Source organism: Mucilaginibacter oryzae (assembly GCF_003148845.1).
In the GTDB taxonomy this organism is placed as follows: domain Bacteria; phylum Bacteroidota; class Bacteroidia; order Sphingobacteriales; family Sphingobacteriaceae; genus Mucilaginibacter; species Mucilaginibacter oryzae.
Genome location: NZ_QGHA01000001.1, coordinates 1,184,092 through 1,202,583 on the forward strand (window position 1 = coordinate 1,184,092; position 18,492 = coordinate 1,202,583).

The 18,492-nt window shown below is 44.6% G+C and carries 19 protein-coding genes; 10 read left to right on the forward strand and 9 right to left on the reverse strand.

Features of this window, described 5'->3' with window-relative positions:
* Positions 1 to 182 precede the first annotated feature (182 nt).
* Together panB and LX99_RS05165 are read left to right on the forward strand one after the other, a co-directional pair.
* A complete protein-coding gene (gene panB / locus LX99_RS05160; RefSeq protein WP_109606860.1) occupies positions 183 to 998 on the forward strand; it encodes a 3-methyl-2-oxobutanoate hydroxymethyltransferase in 816 nt (271 codons plus the stop codon).
* Between the two features lie 62 nt (positions 999 to 1,060).
* Positions 1,061 to 1,810, forward strand: coding sequence for an RluA family pseudouridine synthase (locus LX99_RS05165; RefSeq protein WP_245927844.1), 750 nt, complete (start codon positions 1,061 to 1,063; stop codon positions 1,808 to 1,810).
* Here the strand turns inward: LX99_RS05165 and yiaK are convergent, their stop codons facing one another.
* Entirely contained in the window at positions 1,811 to 2,806 is a 996-nt protein-coding gene (gene yiaK / locus LX99_RS05170) for a 3-dehydro-L-gulonate 2-dehydrogenase (RefSeq protein ID WP_245927845.1), read from the reverse strand.
* 91 nt (positions 2,807 to 2,897) lie between these two features.
* Between yiaK and LX99_RS05175 the strand changes: the two genes are divergently transcribed.
* The gene (locus LX99_RS05175; protein ID WP_109606861.1) at positions 2,898 to 3,407 is read left to right on the forward strand and encodes a hypothetical protein; all 510 of its coding nucleotides are present in this window, start codon (positions 2,898 to 2,900) and stop codon (positions 3,405 to 3,407) included.
* Positions 3,408 to 3,519: 112 nt separating this feature from the next.
* The gene (gene purN / locus LX99_RS05180) at positions 3,520 to 4,098 is read left to right on the forward strand and encodes a phosphoribosylglycinamide formyltransferase (RefSeq protein WP_109606862.1); all 579 of its coding nucleotides are present in this window, start codon (positions 3,520 to 3,522) and stop codon (positions 4,096 to 4,098) included.
* 19 nt (positions 4,099 to 4,117) lie between these two features.
* Here the strand turns inward: purN and LX99_RS25550 are convergent, their stop codons facing one another.
* Both LX99_RS25550 and LX99_RS05185 read right to left on the reverse strand, forming a co-directional pair.
* Positions 4,118 to 4,279, reverse strand: coding sequence for a hypothetical protein (locus LX99_RS25550; RefSeq protein ID WP_170122632.1), 162 nt, complete (start codon positions 4,277 to 4,279; stop codon positions 4,118 to 4,120).
* 139 nt (positions 4,280 to 4,418) lie between these two features.
* On the reverse strand, positions 4,419 to 4,655 hold the full coding sequence (locus LX99_RS05185) for a hypothetical protein (RefSeq protein WP_109606863.1): 237 nt from the start codon (positions 4,653 to 4,655) through the stop codon (positions 4,419 to 4,421).
* A gap of 198 nt (positions 4,656 to 4,853) precedes the next feature.
* Here LX99_RS05185 and purH point away from each other — a divergent pair, with 198 nt between their 5' ends.
* The 6 genes from purH to rodA all read left to right on the forward strand — a co-directional run bounded on the left by purH (position 4,854) and on the right by rodA (position 12,388).
* Positions 4,854 to 6,380, forward strand: a complete 1,527-nt coding sequence (purH, locus tag LX99_RS05190) for a bifunctional phosphoribosylaminoimidazolecarboxamide formyltransferase/IMP cyclohydrolase (RefSeq protein WP_109606864.1) — start codon at positions 4,854 to 4,856, stop codon at positions 6,378 to 6,380.
* A gap of 227 nt (positions 6,381 to 6,607) precedes the next feature.
* A complete protein-coding gene (locus LX99_RS05195) occupies positions 6,608 to 7,630 on the forward strand; it encodes a rod shape-determining protein (protein WP_109606865.1) in 1,023 nt (340 codons plus the stop codon).
* Between the two features lie 115 nt (positions 7,631 to 7,745).
* Positions 7,746 to 8,579: a rod shape-determining protein MreC gene (mreC, locus tag LX99_RS05200; RefSeq protein ID WP_109606866.1), complete on the forward strand. Its 834-nt coding sequence runs from the start codon at positions 7,746 to 7,748 to the stop codon at positions 8,577 to 8,579.
* Positions 8,572 to 9,090, forward strand: a complete 519-nt coding sequence (locus tag LX99_RS05205) for a rod shape-determining protein MreD (protein ID WP_109606867.1) — start codon at positions 8,572 to 8,574, stop codon at positions 9,088 to 9,090. Before mreC ends, LX99_RS05205 begins: the two co-directional genes overlap by 8 nt.
* Positions 9,087 to 11,120, forward strand: a complete 2,034-nt coding sequence (mrdA, locus tag LX99_RS05210) for a penicillin-binding protein 2 (RefSeq protein ID WP_109606868.1) — start codon at positions 9,087 to 9,089, stop codon at positions 11,118 to 11,120. Before LX99_RS05205 ends, mrdA begins: the two co-directional genes overlap by 4 nt.
* Complete coding sequence (rodA, locus tag LX99_RS05215) at positions 11,120 to 12,388, forward strand: rod shape-determining protein RodA (protein WP_109606869.1); 1,269 nt, start codon at positions 11,120 to 11,122, stop codon at positions 12,386 to 12,388. The genes mrdA and rodA overlap by 1 nt, the downstream gene beginning before the upstream one ends.
* Positions 12,389 to 12,587: 199 nt before the next feature.
* Here rodA and LX99_RS05220 read toward each other — a convergent pair whose 3' ends face one another.
* The 6 genes from LX99_RS05220 to LX99_RS05240 all read right to left on the reverse strand — a co-directional run bounded on the left by LX99_RS05220 (position 12,588) and on the right by LX99_RS05240 (position 18,457).
* A complete protein-coding gene (locus LX99_RS05220; RefSeq protein WP_245927846.1) occupies positions 12,588 to 12,914 on the reverse strand; it encodes an FtsB family cell division protein in 327 nt (108 codons plus the stop codon).
* A gap of 197 nt (positions 12,915 to 13,111) precedes the next feature.
* The gene (locus LX99_RS05225; RefSeq protein WP_109606870.1) at positions 13,112 to 14,485 is read right to left on the reverse strand and encodes a DEAD/DEAH box helicase; all 1,374 of its coding nucleotides are present in this window, start codon (positions 14,483 to 14,485) and stop codon (positions 13,112 to 13,114) included.
* Positions 14,486 to 14,848: 363 nt separating this feature from the next.
* A complete protein-coding gene (lspA, locus tag LX99_RS05230) occupies positions 14,849 to 15,388 on the reverse strand; it encodes a signal peptidase II (RefSeq protein ID WP_245927847.1) in 540 nt (179 codons plus the stop codon).
* Between the two features lie 40 nt (positions 15,389 to 15,428).
* Complete coding sequence (locus LX99_RS25555; protein WP_170122573.1) at positions 15,429 to 15,581, reverse strand: hypothetical protein; 153 nt, start codon at positions 15,579 to 15,581, stop codon at positions 15,429 to 15,431.
* 88 nt (positions 15,582 to 15,669) lie between these two features.
* Entirely contained in the window at positions 15,670 to 16,965 is a 1,296-nt protein-coding gene (gene eno / locus LX99_RS05235; protein ID WP_109606871.1) for a phosphopyruvate hydratase, read from the reverse strand.
* A gap of 310 nt (positions 16,966 to 17,275) precedes the next feature.
* Positions 17,276 to 18,457, reverse strand: a complete 1,182-nt coding sequence (locus LX99_RS05240) for a hypothetical protein (protein WP_031266859.1) — start codon at positions 18,455 to 18,457, stop codon at positions 17,276 to 17,278.
* Positions 18,458 to 18,492 lie beyond the last annotated feature (35 nt).

Consider the following 18,492-nt stretch of genomic DNA (forward strand, 5'->3'; position numbering starts at 1 on the left):
ATTTCGGATTTCGGATGTGCGATTTCGGATTTATAATATGATTAAGCAAATATTAATCCAACTTTAAGCCTAACCAAATTGGCTTCTTCCCAAATAAAAAAATCCGAAATCGCACATCCGAAATCGAAATTCCGAAATCCGAAATCATATGTACCTTTGCAACGCCGATAAAATACTGATCAATGTCTGTAAATAAAGAAATAAAGCGCATCACCACCAATACTATCCAGGAGATGAAGGTTCGTGGCGAAAAGATCACCATGCTTACCGCCTACGATTACTCGATGGCTAATATTGTTGACGATGCCGGAACGGATATCATTCTGGTAGGCGATTCAGCCTCGAATGTGATGGCCGGGCATGAAACCACCCTGCCGATCACGCTGGACCAGATGATTTACCATGCCTCGTCTGTAGTGCGTGCCGCTAAACGCGCGCTGGTGGTGGTTGATCTGCCGTTTGGCTCCTACCAGGGCAACTCGAAAGAGGCCCTCAACTCAGCCATCCGCATTATGAAGGAGGCCGGTGCCCATGCTGTTAAAATTGAAGGGGGCATTGAAATTGCCGAATCAGTAAGCCGCATCCTCACCGCGGGCATCCCGGTGATGGGGCATTTGGGTTTAACACCGCAGTCTATTTATAAATTTGGTACTTACACCGTGCGCGCCAGGCACGAAGCAGAAGCACAAAAGCTGCGGGACGACGCCCTGAAACTGCAGGAACTGGGCTGCTTCGGCGTGGTATTGGAAAAAATCCCGGCCAAACTGGCACAGGAAGTAAGCGAAAGCCTGCAGATCCCCACCATTGGTATAGGCGCAGGCCAGCATTGCGACGGCCAGGTGCTGGTGATCCATGATATGCTGGGCATCAACAAAGGCTTTAAGCCCCGCTTTTTACGCCAGTATGCCAACCTGTACGATGTGATGCACGACGCGATAAAAAATTACAATACTGATGTAAAGGGAAATGATTTCCCGAGTGAAAAAGAACAATATTAATTAGTTCATAGTCGATGGTTCATGGATCATAGCAATTTACGTCTTTCCATGAACCATCAACCATGAACCATGAACTAAAAAAAATGCCCCGTCCCGAATTTAACTACAGCAGCAATGAGATTACCGATAAGGATGTTCTTTATGAGGATAACCATCTTATCGCTATCAACAAACGCGCGGGAGACATTGTGCAGGTTGATGAAACCGGCGATGAGCCGCTTGATGAGAAGGTAAAGAAATACATCGCTCAAAAATACAACAAACCCAACGGGGCTTTTTTAGGCGTAGTACACCGGCTGGACCGGCCGGTGAGCGGCGTGATCCTCTTCGCTAAAACCAGTAAGGCACTGGATAGGATCAACAAAATGTTCAAGGCCCGCGAAATGCATAAAACCTATTATGCCGTGGTACGCAAAAGGCCTTATCCCGAAGCGGGGACCCTGGTACACTGGCTGGTAAAAAATCCGCAAAAAAACGTAACCAAAGCGCACGATAAGGAAGTACAGGGCAGCCTGCGCTCGGAGCTCAGTTATAAACTGGTTGGCGAACTAAACGGCTACTATTTAATTGAAGTAGACCCGATAACAGGCAGGCCTCACCAAATCAGGGTGCAGCTTTCAACCCTGGGTACACCTATTGTTGGCGATAATAAATATGGCTACCCCCGCGGCAGCCTGCGCAAAAGTATCTGCCTGCATGCGCGCAAACTCACTTTTGTTCATCCCGTAAAAAATGAGCCGGTGGCTATTATTGCGCCTGTTCCGCGTGACGGTTTTTGGGAGAAATTTGAGGGAATGATGGTGGGGGAATGATCACATTGCTAAAACCTTCGCCCAGATCTTCTCATCTACCGGCACGCCTTCCTTTAAATTATTTTCCCTTGTTTTCAAAGTGCCTTCGCCGGGGTAAGAAATTGAAACACCTTCATGTTCGGGTGCGCTTGTTTGGGTATAGTTTATAATTTCTTCAATCAACTCCTGTGTTTGCCGGATGCCGGTAGGCCTGATGCAAATAAAAACCTGCGAAATTGCTGATTCATGCCCACTCCGGGTAATACGGGCAGTTGAGTTGCCACCGCTTAACAGGGTTGCAAGTATATCAAGTACCAGGGCCAGGCCGGATCCCTTCCAAAAACCGGCAGGCAACAACCTTTTGGTTTCGAGAATGGCCCTTGCATCGGTGGTTAATTTGCCTTCATGGTCGTAACCGCCCGGCAATGGCAGCGCCTGGTTATCATTGCTTTCAAATTGTTTCAGTTTACCAACGGCATATTGCGAAATAGCCATATCAAGCACCACATGCCCGTTTGCGCGCGGAACAGCTATTACCAGCGGATTGTTACCCAGCCTTGGTTCAAGCCCTCCCCATGGCGGTAAATTGGCAATGGTATTGGTGAACGATATGCTGATAAAACCAGCCTCGGCCGCCTGCCAGCCGTAAGTGCCGCCACGCATCCAATGGTTGGTATTTTTCAGGGCTACACAGCCTATGCCGTTATCGCGGGCCAGTTGCATGGCCCTGTTCATGGCGAATTGCGCGTTCAATATGCCCGGCCCCAAATTTCCGTCCCATTGTTCCAACGCGCCAAAACCGCCTGTTTTTTCGGGTCCGGCTTTAATAGCTATCAATCCCTGTTTAACAAAGTCAATAAAAACAGGAAAACGGTTTAGTCCGTGGGTGTACACGCCATCCCTGCTGTTTTCTGCGAAAACGGTTGCCATGGTTTCGGCTTTGTCATCCTCAAAATTAACAGCCAGCAATACCCTTTTAAATTCGGCCTTAAGTTTTTTAAACGGAACGCGCATCATAGTTTGAAATAAATTTTATTTACAGCGTTTATTACTGTAGGTTGATGCAAGGTAATCAACCATATTTTATAATTTTGCTGTTACATAATAAATGAAAAAAGTCCCGCTGTTGTTTTGTTCCTGCCTGGCTGGTATCGCGTTGGTTATTAATTCGTGCAAAAAAGATAACCTGAGCCATATTCCCGATCTGTTTGTGGGCAACTGGCAGCTGGCTTCCTTAACGGTTACCAATTACATTGGCGATACCCAGGTTTCCCTGGATACTTTAAACCAAACCTGCCAAAAAACACAGATCTTTGCATTTAGCGCCGATAATTCGTGTGGTTATGCCCGCTTTCAATGCGGTGACGACAGCGTGAAAGGTCGCTGGTCTCTTACCCAAAACAAACTGTTTTTAGTTTCGGATATGGTTTGCAAGGACAGCACCAAGGCATCAGGAGGAAGTTCAAAACCATTTGAAAATGCAAAAATAGTAACCCTGGGTAATTACGGACTGGTATTGGAAACCGGCGATGTGCAACCTAATTATTCGGCTACAAAAAAACGCCGGATTATGCGGTATGGCTTTGTAAGGATGAAAAAAACGACTACAACCCAATAGAATAATATTGATTTTAAATTTTAAAATGGTTTTAGTAAAATAGTTTCCATACAGATTAAACAATCAGGCTGATGAAACTATTGTAGCTTCATCTTCGTTGAAAACAAACACGATGAAAAAAAGAATCGCCATTTTTGCTTCAGGATCAGGCTCGAACGCTCAAAAATTGATGGAGCATTTTAAGCGCAACGCCGATGCCGAGGTAGTAATTATACTTACCAACAACCCGCAGGCCTACGTGTTACAGCGTGCCGATAACTTCGAAATCCCATCGCACATATTTACCCGGCACGAGTTTTTTCAAACCGATGATGTGGTGCGCCTGCTGAAAAACCTCCAGGTAGACCTCATTGTGCTGGCCGGCTTTTTATGGCTGGTACCGCAATCACTATTAAAAGCGTTCCCCAATAAAATCATCAACCTGCACCCCGCCCTGTTACCTAAATATGGCGGCAAAGGCATGTATGGCGATAACGTACACCGCGCCGTGCTGGAAAATAAGGAAGAGGAAAGCGGCATTACCATCCATTTTGTTAACGAGAATTTTGATGAAGGCGAGATCATACACCAATCAAAATTTAAAATTGAACCGGGAGATACGTTGGAAATTGTAAAATTTAAAGGACAGCAGTTAGAGCATAACCATTTCCCTAAGGTGGTAGAGGCGTTACTGAAAAAGATGAAGAGTTGAGGTTGGAGTTACTGATCAATCAATACAACAGCGACCCGTGAATGATCTCATAAACCGTTAACTGGTTGTTTTGAATTTTGAAAACTATAACCCAATCGTTAAAATGCCTGCATGAATATCTAAATGCTGCCAATACATGATGGTTGCAAATAGCGTATTCTACGCCTCCTGGCAATGCCATCTTTTTGATAGCTTCATGAAATTTTAAAGCATATCTATCGCCGCTTCCGGGGGGTATTTTTCGATTCAACAAAATCCGCGATAGCGTCAATTGCTCTTAAGGCCTTAGGTTTAATTACAATATTCAATTTGGCAGAATGTTATTTGTTATATTTAGCAAAAGCCTGCTCTAAAGGGATCCCCTCTTCATCTATATCTTTATTCAGATAATTAATCAATTCCTCATCCGTTGCTTTACTTCCTATTCCTCTCGCCATTGCTAATGCGTCTAATTCCACAAATTCTTGTGTTTTTACCGACAAACCGAGTTCTTCGGCAAGTTGCATTAACAAAAGGGTCTTTTTGTCTGAGTCAAATTTAATAATCACTGTTGTCATATCTCTAAATTAATAAATTATTTATAACTATTTGTTATAGTTACCAGATTGAACGCATAGCAGGCGTTGCAAATATCGGATTCGTTGAAAAACTATTGTGGAAAAATAACCAGATCCATGCCGATAACTAATCTCTGATTAACTAACCTCCAATTAACTAAATATCACTACCTTTGCGGCTCTAAAAACAGCGTGTACATGAGCCAGTCAGTTCAAATAAAAAATGCTTTAATTTCTGTTTATTATAAAGACAATTTAGAGCCCATCATTCATGAGTTAAACCGCCTTGGTGTAAATATCTATTCAACAGGCGGCACCGAAACTTTTATCCGCAATTTAGGTGTTAACGTAATCCCGGTAGAAGATCTTACTTCTTACCCATCTATCCTGGGTGGCCGCGTTAAAACCCTGCATCCTAAGGTTTTCGGTGGTATTTTAGCCCGCAGAAGTTTTGATGGCGATAAACAGCAGCTGGAGCAATATGAAATCCCTGAAATTGACCTGGTGATTGTTGATCTGTACCCTTTTGAAGAAACCGTACAATCGGGCGCAGGTGCCGAAGATGTGATCGAAAAGATCGATATCGGCGGTATCTCTTTAATCCGCGCGGCTGCCAAAAACTTTAAAGATGTGGTGATCGTTGCTTCGAAAGATGACTACGCCGGTTTGGAAAATATCCTGAAAACACAGGATGGCGCCACTACAATCGATCAGCGCCGTCTGTTCGCCCAGAAAGCATTCAACATTTCGTCGAACTACGATACGCATATTTTCAATTACTTTAACGAGGCCGAGCCACTTCCGGTATTTAAACAAAGCATCCAAACCAGCCAGGTTTTACGCTACGGCGAAAACCCGCACCAAAAAGGTACTTTTTATGGTAACCTGGATGCCATGTTCAACAAACTTAACGGCAAAGAATTATCATACAATAACCTGGTTGATGTTGACGCAGCTGTTGCTATTATCGATGAGTTTACCGAACCAACCGTTGCCATTCTTAAACACACCAACGCCTGTGGTGTAGCTACACGCCAAACCATTAAACATGCCTGGATCGATGCATTGGCCTGTGACCCGGTTTCGGCATTTGGTGGTGTAATCATTGCCAATGCGGAGATCGATGCTGAAACAGCTACCGAGATCGACAAATTGTTTTATGAAGTATTGATCGCACCTGCTTTCACTGACGAGGCTATCCAGATTCTTTCGGGCAAAAAGAACCGCATACTGTTGGTTCGTCAACCTGTTGAGTTGCCGGTTAAACACTTTAAAACTTTATTGAACGGTGTTATTGAGCAGGATAAAGACGCGGTTATTGAAGGCCCGGCCCAGATGACCACCGTTACCGAAAAAGCTCCGACCGAGGCAGAGTTGAAAGACCTGTTCTTCGCCAATAAAATTGTTAAGCATACCAAATCAAACACCATTGTGTTTGCTAAAAATAACCAGCTGATGGCAAGCGGCGTTGGTCAAACCTCAAGGGTTGACGCGCTGAAACAAGCCGTAATTAAGGCGCATAGCTTTGGTTTTGATCTGAATGGCGCGGTAATGGCATCCGATGCCTTCTTCCCCTTCCCGGATTGTGCCGAACTGGCCGCCGAGGCCGGTATTACCGCCATTTTACAACCAGGCGGCTCCATTAATGATAAACTTTCGGTTGCGATGTGTAACGAGAAGGGTTTAGCCATGGTTACCACCGGTGTTCGTCACTTTAAACACTAAATTTAAAGGTTGATTAGGTTAATTGGATCATTGAGTGAGAGGTTTTTGAGGAAGATTGGAAATAATGATTTTCTTTTAACTTAATCAACCTGAAAAATAACCTGTTCAACCTTTCTACCTGTTCACAACACAATAAATGTGATTTTTTAACGCTTTAGATTGCAAAATGCTAAACTATTTAAGCGTATTTTTATAAACTTTGCATAACATACTGAAAGAAATACCAGATGGGTTTATTTAACTTTTTTACACAAGAAATTGCTATCGACTTAGGTACGGCAAATACCCTCATTATACATAACGATAAAGTTGTTGTTGACGAACCGTCTATCGTGGCGTTCGACAGGACCACCAACAAAGTGATTGCCATTGGGCGCCAGGCCATGCAGATGGAAGGTAAAACGCACGATAACATCCGTACCGTGCGCCCGCTTAAAGACGGCGTAATAGCCGACTTTAACGCTGCCGAACACATGATCCGCGGGATGATCAAGATGATTAACCAGGGTAAGGGCTGGTTTTTCCCATCATTACGTATGGTGATCTGTATCCCCTCAGGTATTACCGAGGTAGAGAAACGTGCCGTACGCGACTCGGCCGAGATTGCCGGCGCTAAAGAGGTTTACCTCATTCACGAGCCAATGGCTGCCGCGGTAGGTATCGGTATCGATGTGGAAGAACCGATGGGCAACATGATCATCGATATTGGCGGCGGTACTACCGAGATCGCCGTTATCGCTTTATCGGGTATCGTTTGCGACCAGTCGATCCGTGTAGCGGGCGATAACTTCGATTCGGACATCGTTCAGTACATCCGCCGTCAGCACAACATCATGATTGGTGACCGTACTGCCGAGAAGATCAAAATAGAGGTTGGCTCCGCCCTTCCTGAACTGAGCGAGCCGCCGGGCGATTTTGCTGTTCAGGGCCGTGACCTGATGACTGGTGTACCTAAACAGATCATGGTATCCTACACCGAAATTGCACATTGCTTAGATAAATCTATCTCTAAAATAGAAGAAGCCATACTAAAAGCGTTAGAGATCACTCCGCCGGAACTTTCGGCCGATATTTACCAAACCGGTATTTATTTAACCGGTGGCGGTGCCTTACTGCGCGGCCTGGATAAGCGTGTAGCTGCCAAAACCAAACTCCCGGTACACGTAGCCGAAGACCCGCTTCGCGCCGTAGTACGCGGAACCGGTACCGCCCTGAAGAATATCGGTAACTTTAAATTTTTAATGCAGTAATTTAGAAGCAAGAAATCAGGAATCAAGAAACAGGAAGAAAATACCTTACAATCTACTCCTTCTTGTTTCCTGGTTCTTGTTATCTTGAATCCAACTTCAAAACTGATCTCCAACAATGCGTAACCTTTGGGCTTTTATAAGAAAGTATAACGCGTTTTTTTTGTTCCTGATTTTTGAGATCAGCTCGCTTATCATTTACATTAAGTATAATTCGTTTCAAAAGGCCTCGTTTTTAAACTCAACCAACGCGGTTACAGGTACTTTGTTTAAGCAGGTCGACGCGTTTAAAAGCTATCTCTCCTTAAGGGAAGCCAATGATAGCCTCGCGCGCGAAAACGCTAAGCTGCGCGGCGAAGTTAAATCCTCCTTTTATGTAGACAGTGTTGAGAAGCGCAAGGTTAACGATACCGTTTACAAGCAGCAATACAGCTACATTGTAGCCAAGGTTATCAACAACTCGTTCAACAAACGGAGTAATTATATCACCATAGACAGGGGCAGTAAAGACGGCATCCAAAAGGATATGGGCGTTATAACCGGAGCCGGCGTAGTTGGCCAGGTAATTGATGTTACGGAACATTTGGCCATCATTCAATCGGTACTGCATAAAAACACCCGTTTTAGCGCCATGCTTACCAATACCAAAGATATCGGCTCGTTTGTATGGGGTGATGATCTGGACCCGCATAAAGGTTTGCTGATTGATATCCAGAACAATGCCCAGCCCAAAATTGGAGAACTGGTGGTAACCTCGGGTTATTCGTTATTCCCTACAGGGATCCCATTCGGTAAAATAACTAACCTGCATGCCAAAGGCGGCGGTTTGCTGATCAATGTAGAGGTTTCACTGGCGGTAGATTTTACCAAACTGCAATACGTATACGTGGTAAACAATAAATTTGCCGCCGAACAAACGGGACTGGAGGCCGTACAAAACAAAAATGAGTAGGACTATCCTGATTAACGTTTTAAGGTTTTTGGCACTGGTTTTTATGCAGGTTTTCCTGCTCAAAAACATTACGTTTTATAACCTGGCCACGCCGTATTTTTATATCCTTTTTATTTTATTGCTCCCTTTTGAGGTTCCTAACATACTGCTGTTCACGCTATCGTTTGTTTTAGGTTTAACGGTTGATGTTTTTTACTATACGCCCGGTTTACATGCCGCCGCCTGTGTGGTACTGGCGCTGGTAAGGATCTTATTTATCAGCATTACTGTACAAAAGGATGGCTTTGATAACGAGCCTGAACCTACGTTAAGTATCATGGGCTTCCGGTGGTTTTTTACCTACGCGGTTGTACTTACCCTGGTACACCATTTTTTCCTGCTTAACCTGGAGGTATTCAGCTTTTCTGAGATCCAATATACACTAAGTCGTGTTGCTTTAAGTTCATTATTTACAGTATTTTTAATACTGATTTCGGGCCTGCTATTTTACAGGAGGAAAGAACGTAAATGAATAAATTTTTTGAACGCCGATACGTAATTACGGGTATATTTTTAGTGATTATTTTTACCGTACTGGCGAGGTTGTACTATATCCAGATAGTTGACGATAAGTACGAGATTTATGCCAACAGCAACGTAAGGCGTACCACCATCCTGTACCCTGCCCGCGGGCCGATACTGGACCGTAACGGCAAAATCCTGGTACAAAACGAACCCATTTATGATGTGATGGTTAACCCGAAAGATGTTAACCGCCCCTTTGATACCCTGCTGCTTTGTAAAATGATAGGCATTGATAAAGAGGGCTTTTACAAACGCTTTATCAAAGCCCAAAAACAATCGCCTGCCAAACCATTCATTTTCGAAAAACAACTTTCAGTACAGTTATATGCCGCCCTGCAGGAGAAGCTTTTTGAGTTTCCGGGCTTTTCGGTAGTGCCACGTACCATACGTACCTACCCGGACTCAATAGCGGCGCAGTTTCTGGGTTTTATCGGAGAGGTGACGGACAGAGATATCAAACGCTCAAACGGCTATTACCGGCTTGGCGATTACATAGGCGTTACCGGTGTAGAAAAAGCTTACGAAACCGTGCTCCGCGGACAGCGTGGCGTACAGGTACAAATGGTAGATTCGAAGGGGGTACCGAAAGGCTCATTCGCTAACGGCGCTTTAGATACCGTTCCCCGTTCGGGCGAGCGTTTAACGTCATCCTTAGATATCGAACTGCAAAGGCTTGGTGAAAAGCTGATGAAGAATAAATTGGGGAGTATTGTAGCGATCGAACCATCAAGCGGCGAGATTTTGTGCTATGTAAGCAGCCCTACTTATGATCCTAACCTGATGGTTGGCCGCCAGCGCGGTAATAACCTGGCCAAAATGTATAACAACCCGTACAAACCGTTTTTCATCAGGCCTATACAGGCACAGTATCCTCCCGGCTCATCGTTTAAACCTTTAAGCGCGCTTATCGCTTTGCAGGAAGGCATCATCAGCCCTAACGAAATCTTTTATTGTACCGGTCACTATAAGGCAGGTAACCGGTATGTGCCTTGTAATAAGGGGGAGGCTCATGGCAATGTAAATATGGCCCGGGCTGTAGCCGAATCATGTAATGGTTATTTTTCGATGGTTTTTCAGCGTATTGTTGACAGGTACGGCGTAAAAAATACAGAAGCAAACTTCAAAGCATGGCGAAACAATGTAATGAAGTTTGGCCTCGGCGCACGGCTTGACCTGGATATGCCGGCCGAAAGCCGCGGCAATGTACCTACTCCTTTGTACTATGATAATATCTACCACAATGGTGGCTGGCGCTCAAGCACCATCGTTTCGTTAGCTATTGGCCAGGGCGAGCTTTTAGCAACTCCGCTTCAGTTGGCTAACCTGGAATGTATCATTGCAAACAGGGGGTTTTTCTACAAGCCGCACCTGATTAAAGCCATCGGTACCGAAAATGTTATTAAAAAGGAGTATACCGAAAAGAACTATGTGGGCATTGATTCGGGATATTTTGAACCGGTGATTAACGGGATGCAACAGGTAGTTGAAAACGGTACCGCGCGCCGCTCAAAAATACCGGGCATTATCATGTGCGGTAAAACCGGTACAGCGCAAAACCCGCACGGTGAAGACCATTCGGTTTTTGTGGCCTTCGCTCCGCGCGATAATCCTAAAATAGCTATAGCGGTTGTTGTTGAAAACTCGGGCGAGGGCGCGCACTGGGCCGCTCCTATTGCCAGCTTTATCGTCGAAAAGTATTTAACGGGTAAGGTAACCGCGCGCGAAGCCGGCTATACGGTTGATTATTTTGCCAATGCCAACCGCCTTCCCGATCTGGCTTTATATGCCAAAGACTTGGCAAAGGAACGCAGACGAGACAGTATCCGGGCAGCTAAGATAGATTCAGTACGAAAATTCAAGACTGATTCCATCAAAAAAGCCAAGGCCGATTCAATTAAAAAAGCCAAACAGGAAACCGCCGGTAATAACAAAGCAGGCAGCATTATCAGTATATTAACAGGCAGGAGGGCACGATGATGAGTAACCAGCAACAACGCAGCTTTTTTTTCAATGTTGATTGGTTAACGGTTTTACTGTACCTGGTGCTTTGCGCTATCGGTTGGTTTAATATTCGTGCGGCTGTTTATGCACCCGGCCATTCAAGCCTTATCGATACGTCGACAAATTATGGTAAGCAATTTATATTTATTTGCGCATCCTTAGTGGTCGCTATCGTGATCCTGCTGCTGGAAAGCCGGTTTATAGCCGCCCTCGCCCCTGCGTTTTATGTAATAGTGCTTTTACTGCTGATCCTTGTATTGATCATTGGGCGAAATGTGGGCGGTAACCAGGCCTGGATCAATATGGGCGGCGGTTTCAGGCTGCAACCCTCCGAGTTTGCCAAGCTGGCCACCTGCCTGCTGCTTGCGCGCTATTTAAGCGGTACCAATATCCGGGTAACCGAACCTAAATCATTTATGATGGCAGCCGGCATTATCGGCTTGCCCATGCTCCTGATCCTGAGGCAGCCGGATATGGGCTCAACCCTGGTATTTTGCTCGCTGATATTTGTACTATACCGTGAAGGCCTGTCGCCTTACTTTCTGGTTATAGCGGGCCTGTTTATTGCTTTGTTTGTAATGGCTTTGCTATATAACCCGCTTTATATTATCCTTACCCTGGTAGCCATAACCGCCCTGGTTGTGTATTGGGGCAGGCGCAACCGCAAGCTGATAACAACCATGGTTATAGGGCTTGGTATTTGTATCGCGTTTATATTCAGTGTTAAATTCATTTATTCCAAAGTATTAAAACAACACCAAACCGAACGTATCAATATCCTGTTGGGTATCACTACCGATTTAAGGGGCGAGGGTTATAACGTCAATCAATCAAAAATAGCCATTGGCTCGGGCAAGCTTTGGGGTAAAGGTTATTTGCACGGTACACAAACGCAATACTCATTTGTGCCGGCCCCAAGTACCGACTTTATTTTTTGTACGATAGGTGAAGAATGGGGATTTGTCGGTTCAATAACGGTAATAGGCCTGTTCATGTTCCTCATTCTCCGGGTTATTTACATCGCCGAACGACAGCGATCGCCTTTTACGCGGGTATATGCCTACGGCGTAGCATCGGTTTTGTTCTTCCACGTGGTCATCAATATCGGGATGACTATCGGCATTGTACCTGTTATCGGTATCCCCTTGCCTTTTATCAGCTATGGGGGCTCTTCGTTATTAAACTTTACAATATTGTTATTCGTACTGATTAAGCTGGATTCGAACCGGATGGGGATTATTTAATTGGAGGATTCCATCAGTTATCAGTCAGCAAAACCTGAAGGTTGATAAGTATAAATTTGCTGCCACTCCCGTCAGATGTGGGATTTGCCGACAACAAGCTTTGTGTCGGCTTTTGTATCGGTATCATCCCGTTAAAACATAGCAACCAAAGCTATTGCCGGCACTATGGTTTCCGCAAACAGCAGCCTGTTTTCAGCTTTTATTTACTCTCTGTCGAATCGGGCACTACCACATACACATCCTCATTTTGCTTTTTCATGAGGTATTTTTCGCGGGCAAATTTTTCCAGTTGCTGCGGATTGGTGGTAAGTTCGTTGAGTTCTTTATTTACCTGGTCGGTTTGCGCTTTATAGAAATCACGCTCAACCCTAAGCTTTTTAACCTGCTGATGGTATTGATATTGTGAGAAAAGATCGTTCCTGTCAAAAAATATCATCCATACAATAAAAGCCAGCGTAACCAGGAAAAATTTGTTCTTGAAAAGATCAATAAGGCGTTTCATCGATATCGGCTGCGTAAATTTCATTTAAAGCTATTTGATTTTTTCTACAGCCGCAAATATGGTTATTAACTTATTAACAGGGAAATGTTTTTGTTGGTGAGTGGTTGATTGGGTTGATGAGGTGAGTGGTTGTTTTTTTGGTGGATGGTTTATTAGCTTGATTGAGTGAGTGGTTGTTTTTGGGAAAAAACAACCACTCACCTAATCCACTATTCACTTAATCAACCCCTTCTGGCCCCGCTCATACCGCTTTTACCGCTTTTACCGCCGGGTTTACCGGCTTCAGAGCGATTGCCGCTGCCTGATCTGTTATTGCCGCCGGAGCGGTTATTACCGGCCGACCGGCTATTGCTACCGCCGCGTTTACTGCCGCTACGGCCACCGCCGCGCTGGTTACCACCGCCCCCCGAGCCGCCTTTTTTAGGCGTTTCGTTCAGTTTAGCGGTCATAGCCGCCGGGCTTAGCGGGTATGGGTGACCTTCCTCTACCGGGATCTGTTTGGCTATCAGCTTGTGGATATCTTTTAAAAATTCAAGTTCTTCGGCATCGCAAAATGAAAACGCTATACCGTTGGCGCCCGCGCGGCCTGTACGGCCAATACGGTGTACATAAGTTTCGGGCACGTTAGGCAGTTCGTAGTTGATTACGTGGGTTAACTCATCAATATCAATACCACGGGCGGCAATATCGGTAGCTATCAATACGCGGGTGGTACGGTTTTTAAAATTGGTTAAAGCCCGCTGCCTTGCGTTTTGCGATTTGTTGCCGTGTATGGCTTCAGCGGTGATGCCTACCCGGTTCAAATCTTTCACCACCTTATCGGCGCCGTGTTTGGTACGGGTAAATACAAGTGCCGTTTTAATACCCTTATCTTTCAGGATGTGGATAAGCAGGTTTTTCTTATCGCTTTTATCTACATAATAAATGGCCTGCTGGATAGTATCAGCGGTAGATGATACGGGGGTAACTTCTACCTTTTCGGGATTATTCAGGATGCTATCGGCCAAACTCTGAATTTCTTTAGGCATGGTAGCCGAAAAGAAAAGGGTTTGCCTTTTGGCCGGAACTTTGGCAATGATCTTTTTAACATCGTTAACAAAGCCCATATCCAGCATCCGGTCGGCCTCATCCAGTATCAGGAATTTAACATGTTCCAGGTTAATGAAACGCTGGTTCATTAAATCCAGCAAGCGGCCCGGTGTTGCTACCAGGATATCAACGCCGCGGCGCAATGCATCAACCTGTGGGTTTTGCGATACGCCGCCAAAGATCACCAGGTTTTTAAGGCCGGTATGTTTGCCGTAGGCGGTAAAGCTTTCGCCAATTTGCAGGGCCAGCTCGCGGGTTGGCGTTAAAACCAGCGCTTTAATGGTTTTCTGCTCTTTGTGGGCTATCCTGTCCTGGTGTAAAAGCTGCAGGGTGGGTATAGCAAAGGCAGCGGTTTTGCCGGTACCTGTTTGCGCACAGCCAAGCAAATCCCGGCGTTGTAAAATAATAGGTATGGCTTGTGCCTGTATAGGTGTAGGTGTGGTATATCCCTCAGTTTTTAAAGCCTTGAGGATAGGCTCAATTAAATTTAAATTTTCGAATGACATTTGATCGTGTGTAATATATAATATGCTCACGCGAAGGCATAAGCGGATCTGAAAAGTTTGGAGAACTCAAAGCCGTAAGCAAACGGGTAATTGCCGCAAAGATACGCTTTTTATTGTTAAGAAGATTTTAAGGAAAATACCCTCAAAACATCCGGTGATAGGATTTTTTTAAACGATTTTTTACGAATTACACGATTTTTTTGACTGCTTTTACTCAGCTTAGATTTGTGTAATTCGATTAATTGTATTGAAAAAGCAAATAATTCGTGTGGAAATTTCTTTAATATTTACAACAAATTATCCTAATTCGTGTAATTCGTTTTAATTATTATCAGCCTGCAAAGTATTTGTGTCCTAAATTAATTAAGCAGTTGTTGTCTCCGCGTCTGCTTCCTCCTGCTGTTTCTTTTTGGCAGCTTTATCTTTTTTCCACGATTCAAGCAGAATAAGGCCCATACCCACCATAATGGATACATCGGCCACGTTGAACACCCCTGTTTGAAAAATATGGAAGTTCATGTGCATAAAATCGGTTACGCTGCCGTACATCATCCTGTCGTATAAGTTACCGGCCCCGCCGGCAATTACCAGCACAATACCAATAGTAGTAAGTTTGCCTATGGATGGCTTAAGCATTACATAACCTATACCGAAAGCCAACGCAATTAAAGGCAGTAAAGAAAGCAGGATAAAGCGCCAGGGGTTTTCCAACGAATCGCCGAGGCTTAAAAAAGCTCCGGTATTTTCGGCATGCAGTATGGTAAAGAAATTTTTGATTACAAATATGTTATCACTGATGTGAACATGCTCGCGGATATAAAGTTTGGTAACCCTGTCTAATCCTACGCTTGCAATAAATATCAGCACAATAGCCAGTATCCTCAAAATCCCTTTTTTGTTCATCAGTATTATGGTAACAAATTTATAACGTGGCTGCCGCGGTTTAATTATCCGGTTGCCGGGAGGCAAAGGTATAAAATATGTTTTGATCGATGAATGAAAATAGAGTACACAACATCTTAAAACGTTTTGTCATGCCGAGGAACGAAGCATCTTCTTCGCCCTGTATAGCCGCTATGCTTGCGAAGAAGATCATTTGCTACGCTCAGGATGACAATTCAGGACTACACAAAAAAAGGCCACCTGCTTGCACAGATGGCCTTTGATATCATCAAAACAAGAGATTACTTTTTAAAGAATTTGAAATCTTTACCGATGAATTTAGCGTTAGCGCCCAATTCCTCTTCAATACGTAATAATTGGTTGTATTTAGCGATCCTGTCTGAACGTGAAGCCGAACCGGTTTTGATCTGACCGCAGTTTAATGCCACAGCAAGGTCGGCAATGGTTGAATCTTCAGTTTCGCCCGAACGGTGGCTCATTACCGAAGTAAAACCGTTGGTTTGCGCTAAGGTAACCGCGTTGATCGTTTCGGTTAATGAACCAATCTGGTTAACTTTTACCAGGATTGAGTTGGCAATACCTTCGCTAACACCTCTTTGTAAACGTTTGGTGTTGGTTACAAATAAATCGTCGCCTACTAATTGTACGGTTTTACCGATTTTTTCGGTCAGGATTTTCCAGCCTTCCCAATCGTCTTCGGCCATACCGTCTTCAATCGAGATCACAGGGTATTTAGCCACTAATTCGGCAAGGTATTCAGCCTGCTCGGCGCTGGTGCGGATAGCGCCTTTTTCGCCTTCAAATTTGGTGTAGTCGTATTTACCGTCTTTATAAAACTCAGATGATGCGCAGTCGAAGGCGATGCAGATATCTTCGCCTGGTTTGTAACCCGCTTTTTCGATAGCCTGCAAAATGGTTTCAACACCATCTTCAGTACCTTCAAAAGTTGGGGCGAAACCACCTTCGTCACCTACCGCGGTTGATAAACCACGATCATGAAGGATCTTTTTCAGGTTGTGGAATACTTCGGTACCCCAACGTAAAGCTTCAGAGAATGAAGGGGCGCCAACCGGCATAATCATAAATTCCTGGAAAGCGATAGGCGCGTCAGAGTGTGAACCACCGTTAACGATGTTCATCATCGGGATAGGTAAAGTGTTGGCGTTTACACCACCGATGTAGCGGTATAAAGGCTGGCGGCTTTCCTGGGCGGCAGCTTTAGCTACAGCTAATGAAACACCTAATATAGCGTTGGCACCAATTTTACCTTTGTTTTCGGTACCGTCAATCTCAATCATTAAAGCGTCGATAGCGTTTTGTTCAAACACGTCGATACCTTTTAATTCGGGAGCTAAAATTTCGTTTACATTTTCAACGGCCTTTAAAACGCCTTTGCCCATGTATTTTGATTTGTCGTTGTCGCGAAGCTCAACAGCCTCGTGAACGCCGGTTGATGCACCAGAAGGTACAGCAGCGCGACCAAACGCGCCATTCTCGGTTAAAACTTCTACCTCGATGGTAGGGTTACCGCGCGAATCTAAAATCTGGCGGGCATGCACATCAATTATTATGCTCATAATGAATTATCAGAGTGGTTTGAATGAATACTATTAATAACGGCGGCTAAGTTAACTTCTAAAACAGGAAATCGCAATTGAAATTTTGTATTTGTAATGATTATTAGCCCAATGGCATACAATTTAACATGAATTTAATATAGAATTGGCTGTTTTTTTAAAAAACACACAACCCAACCTCGTTCAGGCTCGATTCTTTGAGGATTTAACGTTATTTTTTCGAATTGCCCGGGCATTCCCGACACCATAAAACCAGGATGAATTCAACTATAAATCCGAAATCGAAAATCCGGCATCCGAAATCTCAACATCACGTTTTCTGCTTTTTCTTTTTAGCGGCCGGGAACAGCACATTATTTAATATCAGTCTGTAACCTGGCGAATTAGGGTGCAGTTTGAGATCGGTTGGCGGATCATTTACCGCGTGCTGGTAATCTTCCGGGTCGTGACCGCCATAAAACGTCCATTGGCCTTTGCCGTATTCGCCGTGAATATAGCGGGCTTCATTGGCGGTTTTCATTTCGCCCATAATGGTAACGCCGGGCTTCAGCATGTTTTTATTATAGGCGGTGGTAAGGCCCATAAAACCTTTAATCACCTTATCATGGTTTTGGGTGAGCATGCTCGGTACCACATCCCATTTGGCCGAAAAATCAAACAACGTAAAAAAATCCCTTGTACGGTCAACCTGCCGGGTGGTGGTAACATCAATATTGCTGAACGAGTGTGAAACCGGGCTCATATCCAGCGTAAAGTTCCGGAAGGCAAAGGTTTGCGTAAAATCCAGTTTGGATTGCGCGTCCTGATCGGCGGCATCACCATCAAACATCCGTTCGCAGATATCGGTATTGGCTGCCGACAGGGCGATATCAAAAGTATCGGTACCCGAACACATGGCAAACAAAAAGCCGCCCCCGGCACAAAAATCGCGGATATTTTGGGCAACGGCCAGTTTCATTTTTGATACCTTGCTAAAGCCAAGCTTGCGGGCCATGGCTTCCTGTACTTTAACATCGTCGGTATACCATTGGGCGTAGCGGTAAACACCGTAAAATTTACTGTACTGACCGGTAAAATCTTCATGGTGCAGGTGCAGCCAATCGTATTTGGGCAGCTCGCCGTGAATCACCTCCTCATCATAAACCAAATCATAAGGGATTTCGGCATATTTTAAAACCAGGGTTACGGCATCATCCCAGGGCAGCTTGTTTTTTGGGGAATACACCGCCATTTTAGGGGCTTTTTCCAGCTTAACCACATCCATATTTACGGATGGATCGCTTACTTCGGTAATAATTTCGCCGGCTTTGGCATCGGCAATTACTTCATAACTCACGCCGCGGATTTTGCATTCCTCTTCAATTTTCTGCCCGTATTTCATCATAAAGCTGCCGCCACGGTAATTCAGCAGCCAATCAACCTCCTCGCCGTTTTTCAATACCCAAAAAGCAATACCATAAGATTTTAGATGGTCCTTTTGCTCATCATCCATCGGGATCAGTATAGAAGCAGCCCTGGTAATGAAAG

What these genes read in the sequence shown, in the direction of transcription:
- purH (WP_109606864.1), top strand. Translation starts at nt 4,854, where the DNA reads ATGAGCCAGTCAGTTCAAATAAAAAATGCTTTAATTTCTGTTTATTAT.
- yiaK (WP_245927845.1), bottom strand. Translation starts at nt 2,806, where the DNA reads ATGATGCGCGTTCCGTTTAAAAAACTTAAGGCCGAATTTAAAAGGGTA.
- LX99_RS05195 (WP_109606865.1), top strand. Translation starts at nt 6,608, where the DNA reads ATGGGTTTATTTAACTTTTTTACACAAGAAATTGCTATCGACTTAGGT.
- mrdA (WP_109606868.1), top strand. Translation starts at nt 9,087, where the DNA reads ATGAATAAATTTTTTGAACGCCGATACGTAATTACGGGTATATTTTTA.
- LX99_RS05205 (WP_109606867.1), top strand. Translation starts at nt 8,572, where the DNA reads ATGAGTAGGACTATCCTGATTAACGTTTTAAGGTTTTTGGCACTGGTT.
- LX99_RS05225 (WP_109606870.1), bottom strand. Translation starts at nt 14,485, where the DNA reads ATGTCATTCGAAAATTTAAATTTAATTGAGCCTATCCTCAAGGCTTTA.
- LX99_RS05165 (WP_245927844.1), top strand. Translation starts at nt 1,061, where the DNA reads ATGAACCATGAACTAAAAAAAATGCCCCGTCCCGAATTTAACTACAGC.
- LX99_RS05175 (WP_109606861.1), top strand. Translation starts at nt 2,898, where the DNA reads ATGAAAAAAGTCCCGCTGTTGTTTTGTTCCTGCCTGGCTGGTATCGCG.
- LX99_RS05220 (WP_245927846.1), bottom strand. Translation starts at nt 12,914, where the DNA reads ATGAAATTTACGCAGCCGATATCGATGAAACGCCTTATTGATCTTTTC.
- purN (WP_109606862.1), top strand. Translation starts at nt 3,520, where the DNA reads ATGAAAAAAAGAATCGCCATTTTTGCTTCAGGATCAGGCTCGAACGCT.
- lspA (WP_245927847.1), bottom strand. Translation starts at nt 15,388, where the DNA reads ATGAACAAAAAAGGGATTTTGAGGATACTGGCTATTGTGCTGATATTT.
- LX99_RS25555 (WP_170122573.1), bottom strand. Translation starts at nt 15,581, where the DNA reads ATGATCTTCTTCGCAAGCATAGCGGCTATACAGGGCGAAGAAGATGCT.
- LX99_RS05185 (WP_109606863.1), bottom strand. Translation starts at nt 4,655, where the DNA reads ATGACAACAGTGATTATTAAATTTGACTCAGACAAAAAGACCCTTTTG.
- LX99_RS05240 (WP_031266859.1), bottom strand. Translation starts at nt 18,457, where the DNA reads ATGGATGATGAGCAAAAGGACCATCTAAAATCTTATGGTATTGCTTTT.
- panB (WP_109606860.1), top strand. Translation starts at nt 183, where the DNA reads ATGTCTGTAAATAAAGAAATAAAGCGCATCACCACCAATACTATCCAG.
- eno (WP_109606871.1), bottom strand. Translation starts at nt 16,965, where the DNA reads ATGAGCATAATAATTGATGTGCATGCCCGCCAGATTTTAGATTCGCGC.
- rodA (WP_109606869.1), top strand. Translation starts at nt 11,120, where the DNA reads ATGAGTAACCAGCAACAACGCAGCTTTTTTTTCAATGTTGATTGGTTA.
- LX99_RS25550 (WP_170122632.1), bottom strand. Translation starts at nt 4,279, where the DNA reads ATGGCATTGCCAGGAGGCGTAGAATACGCTATTTGCAACCATCATGTA.
- mreC (WP_109606866.1), top strand. Translation starts at nt 7,746, where the DNA reads ATGCGTAACCTTTGGGCTTTTATAAGAAAGTATAACGCGTTTTTTTTG.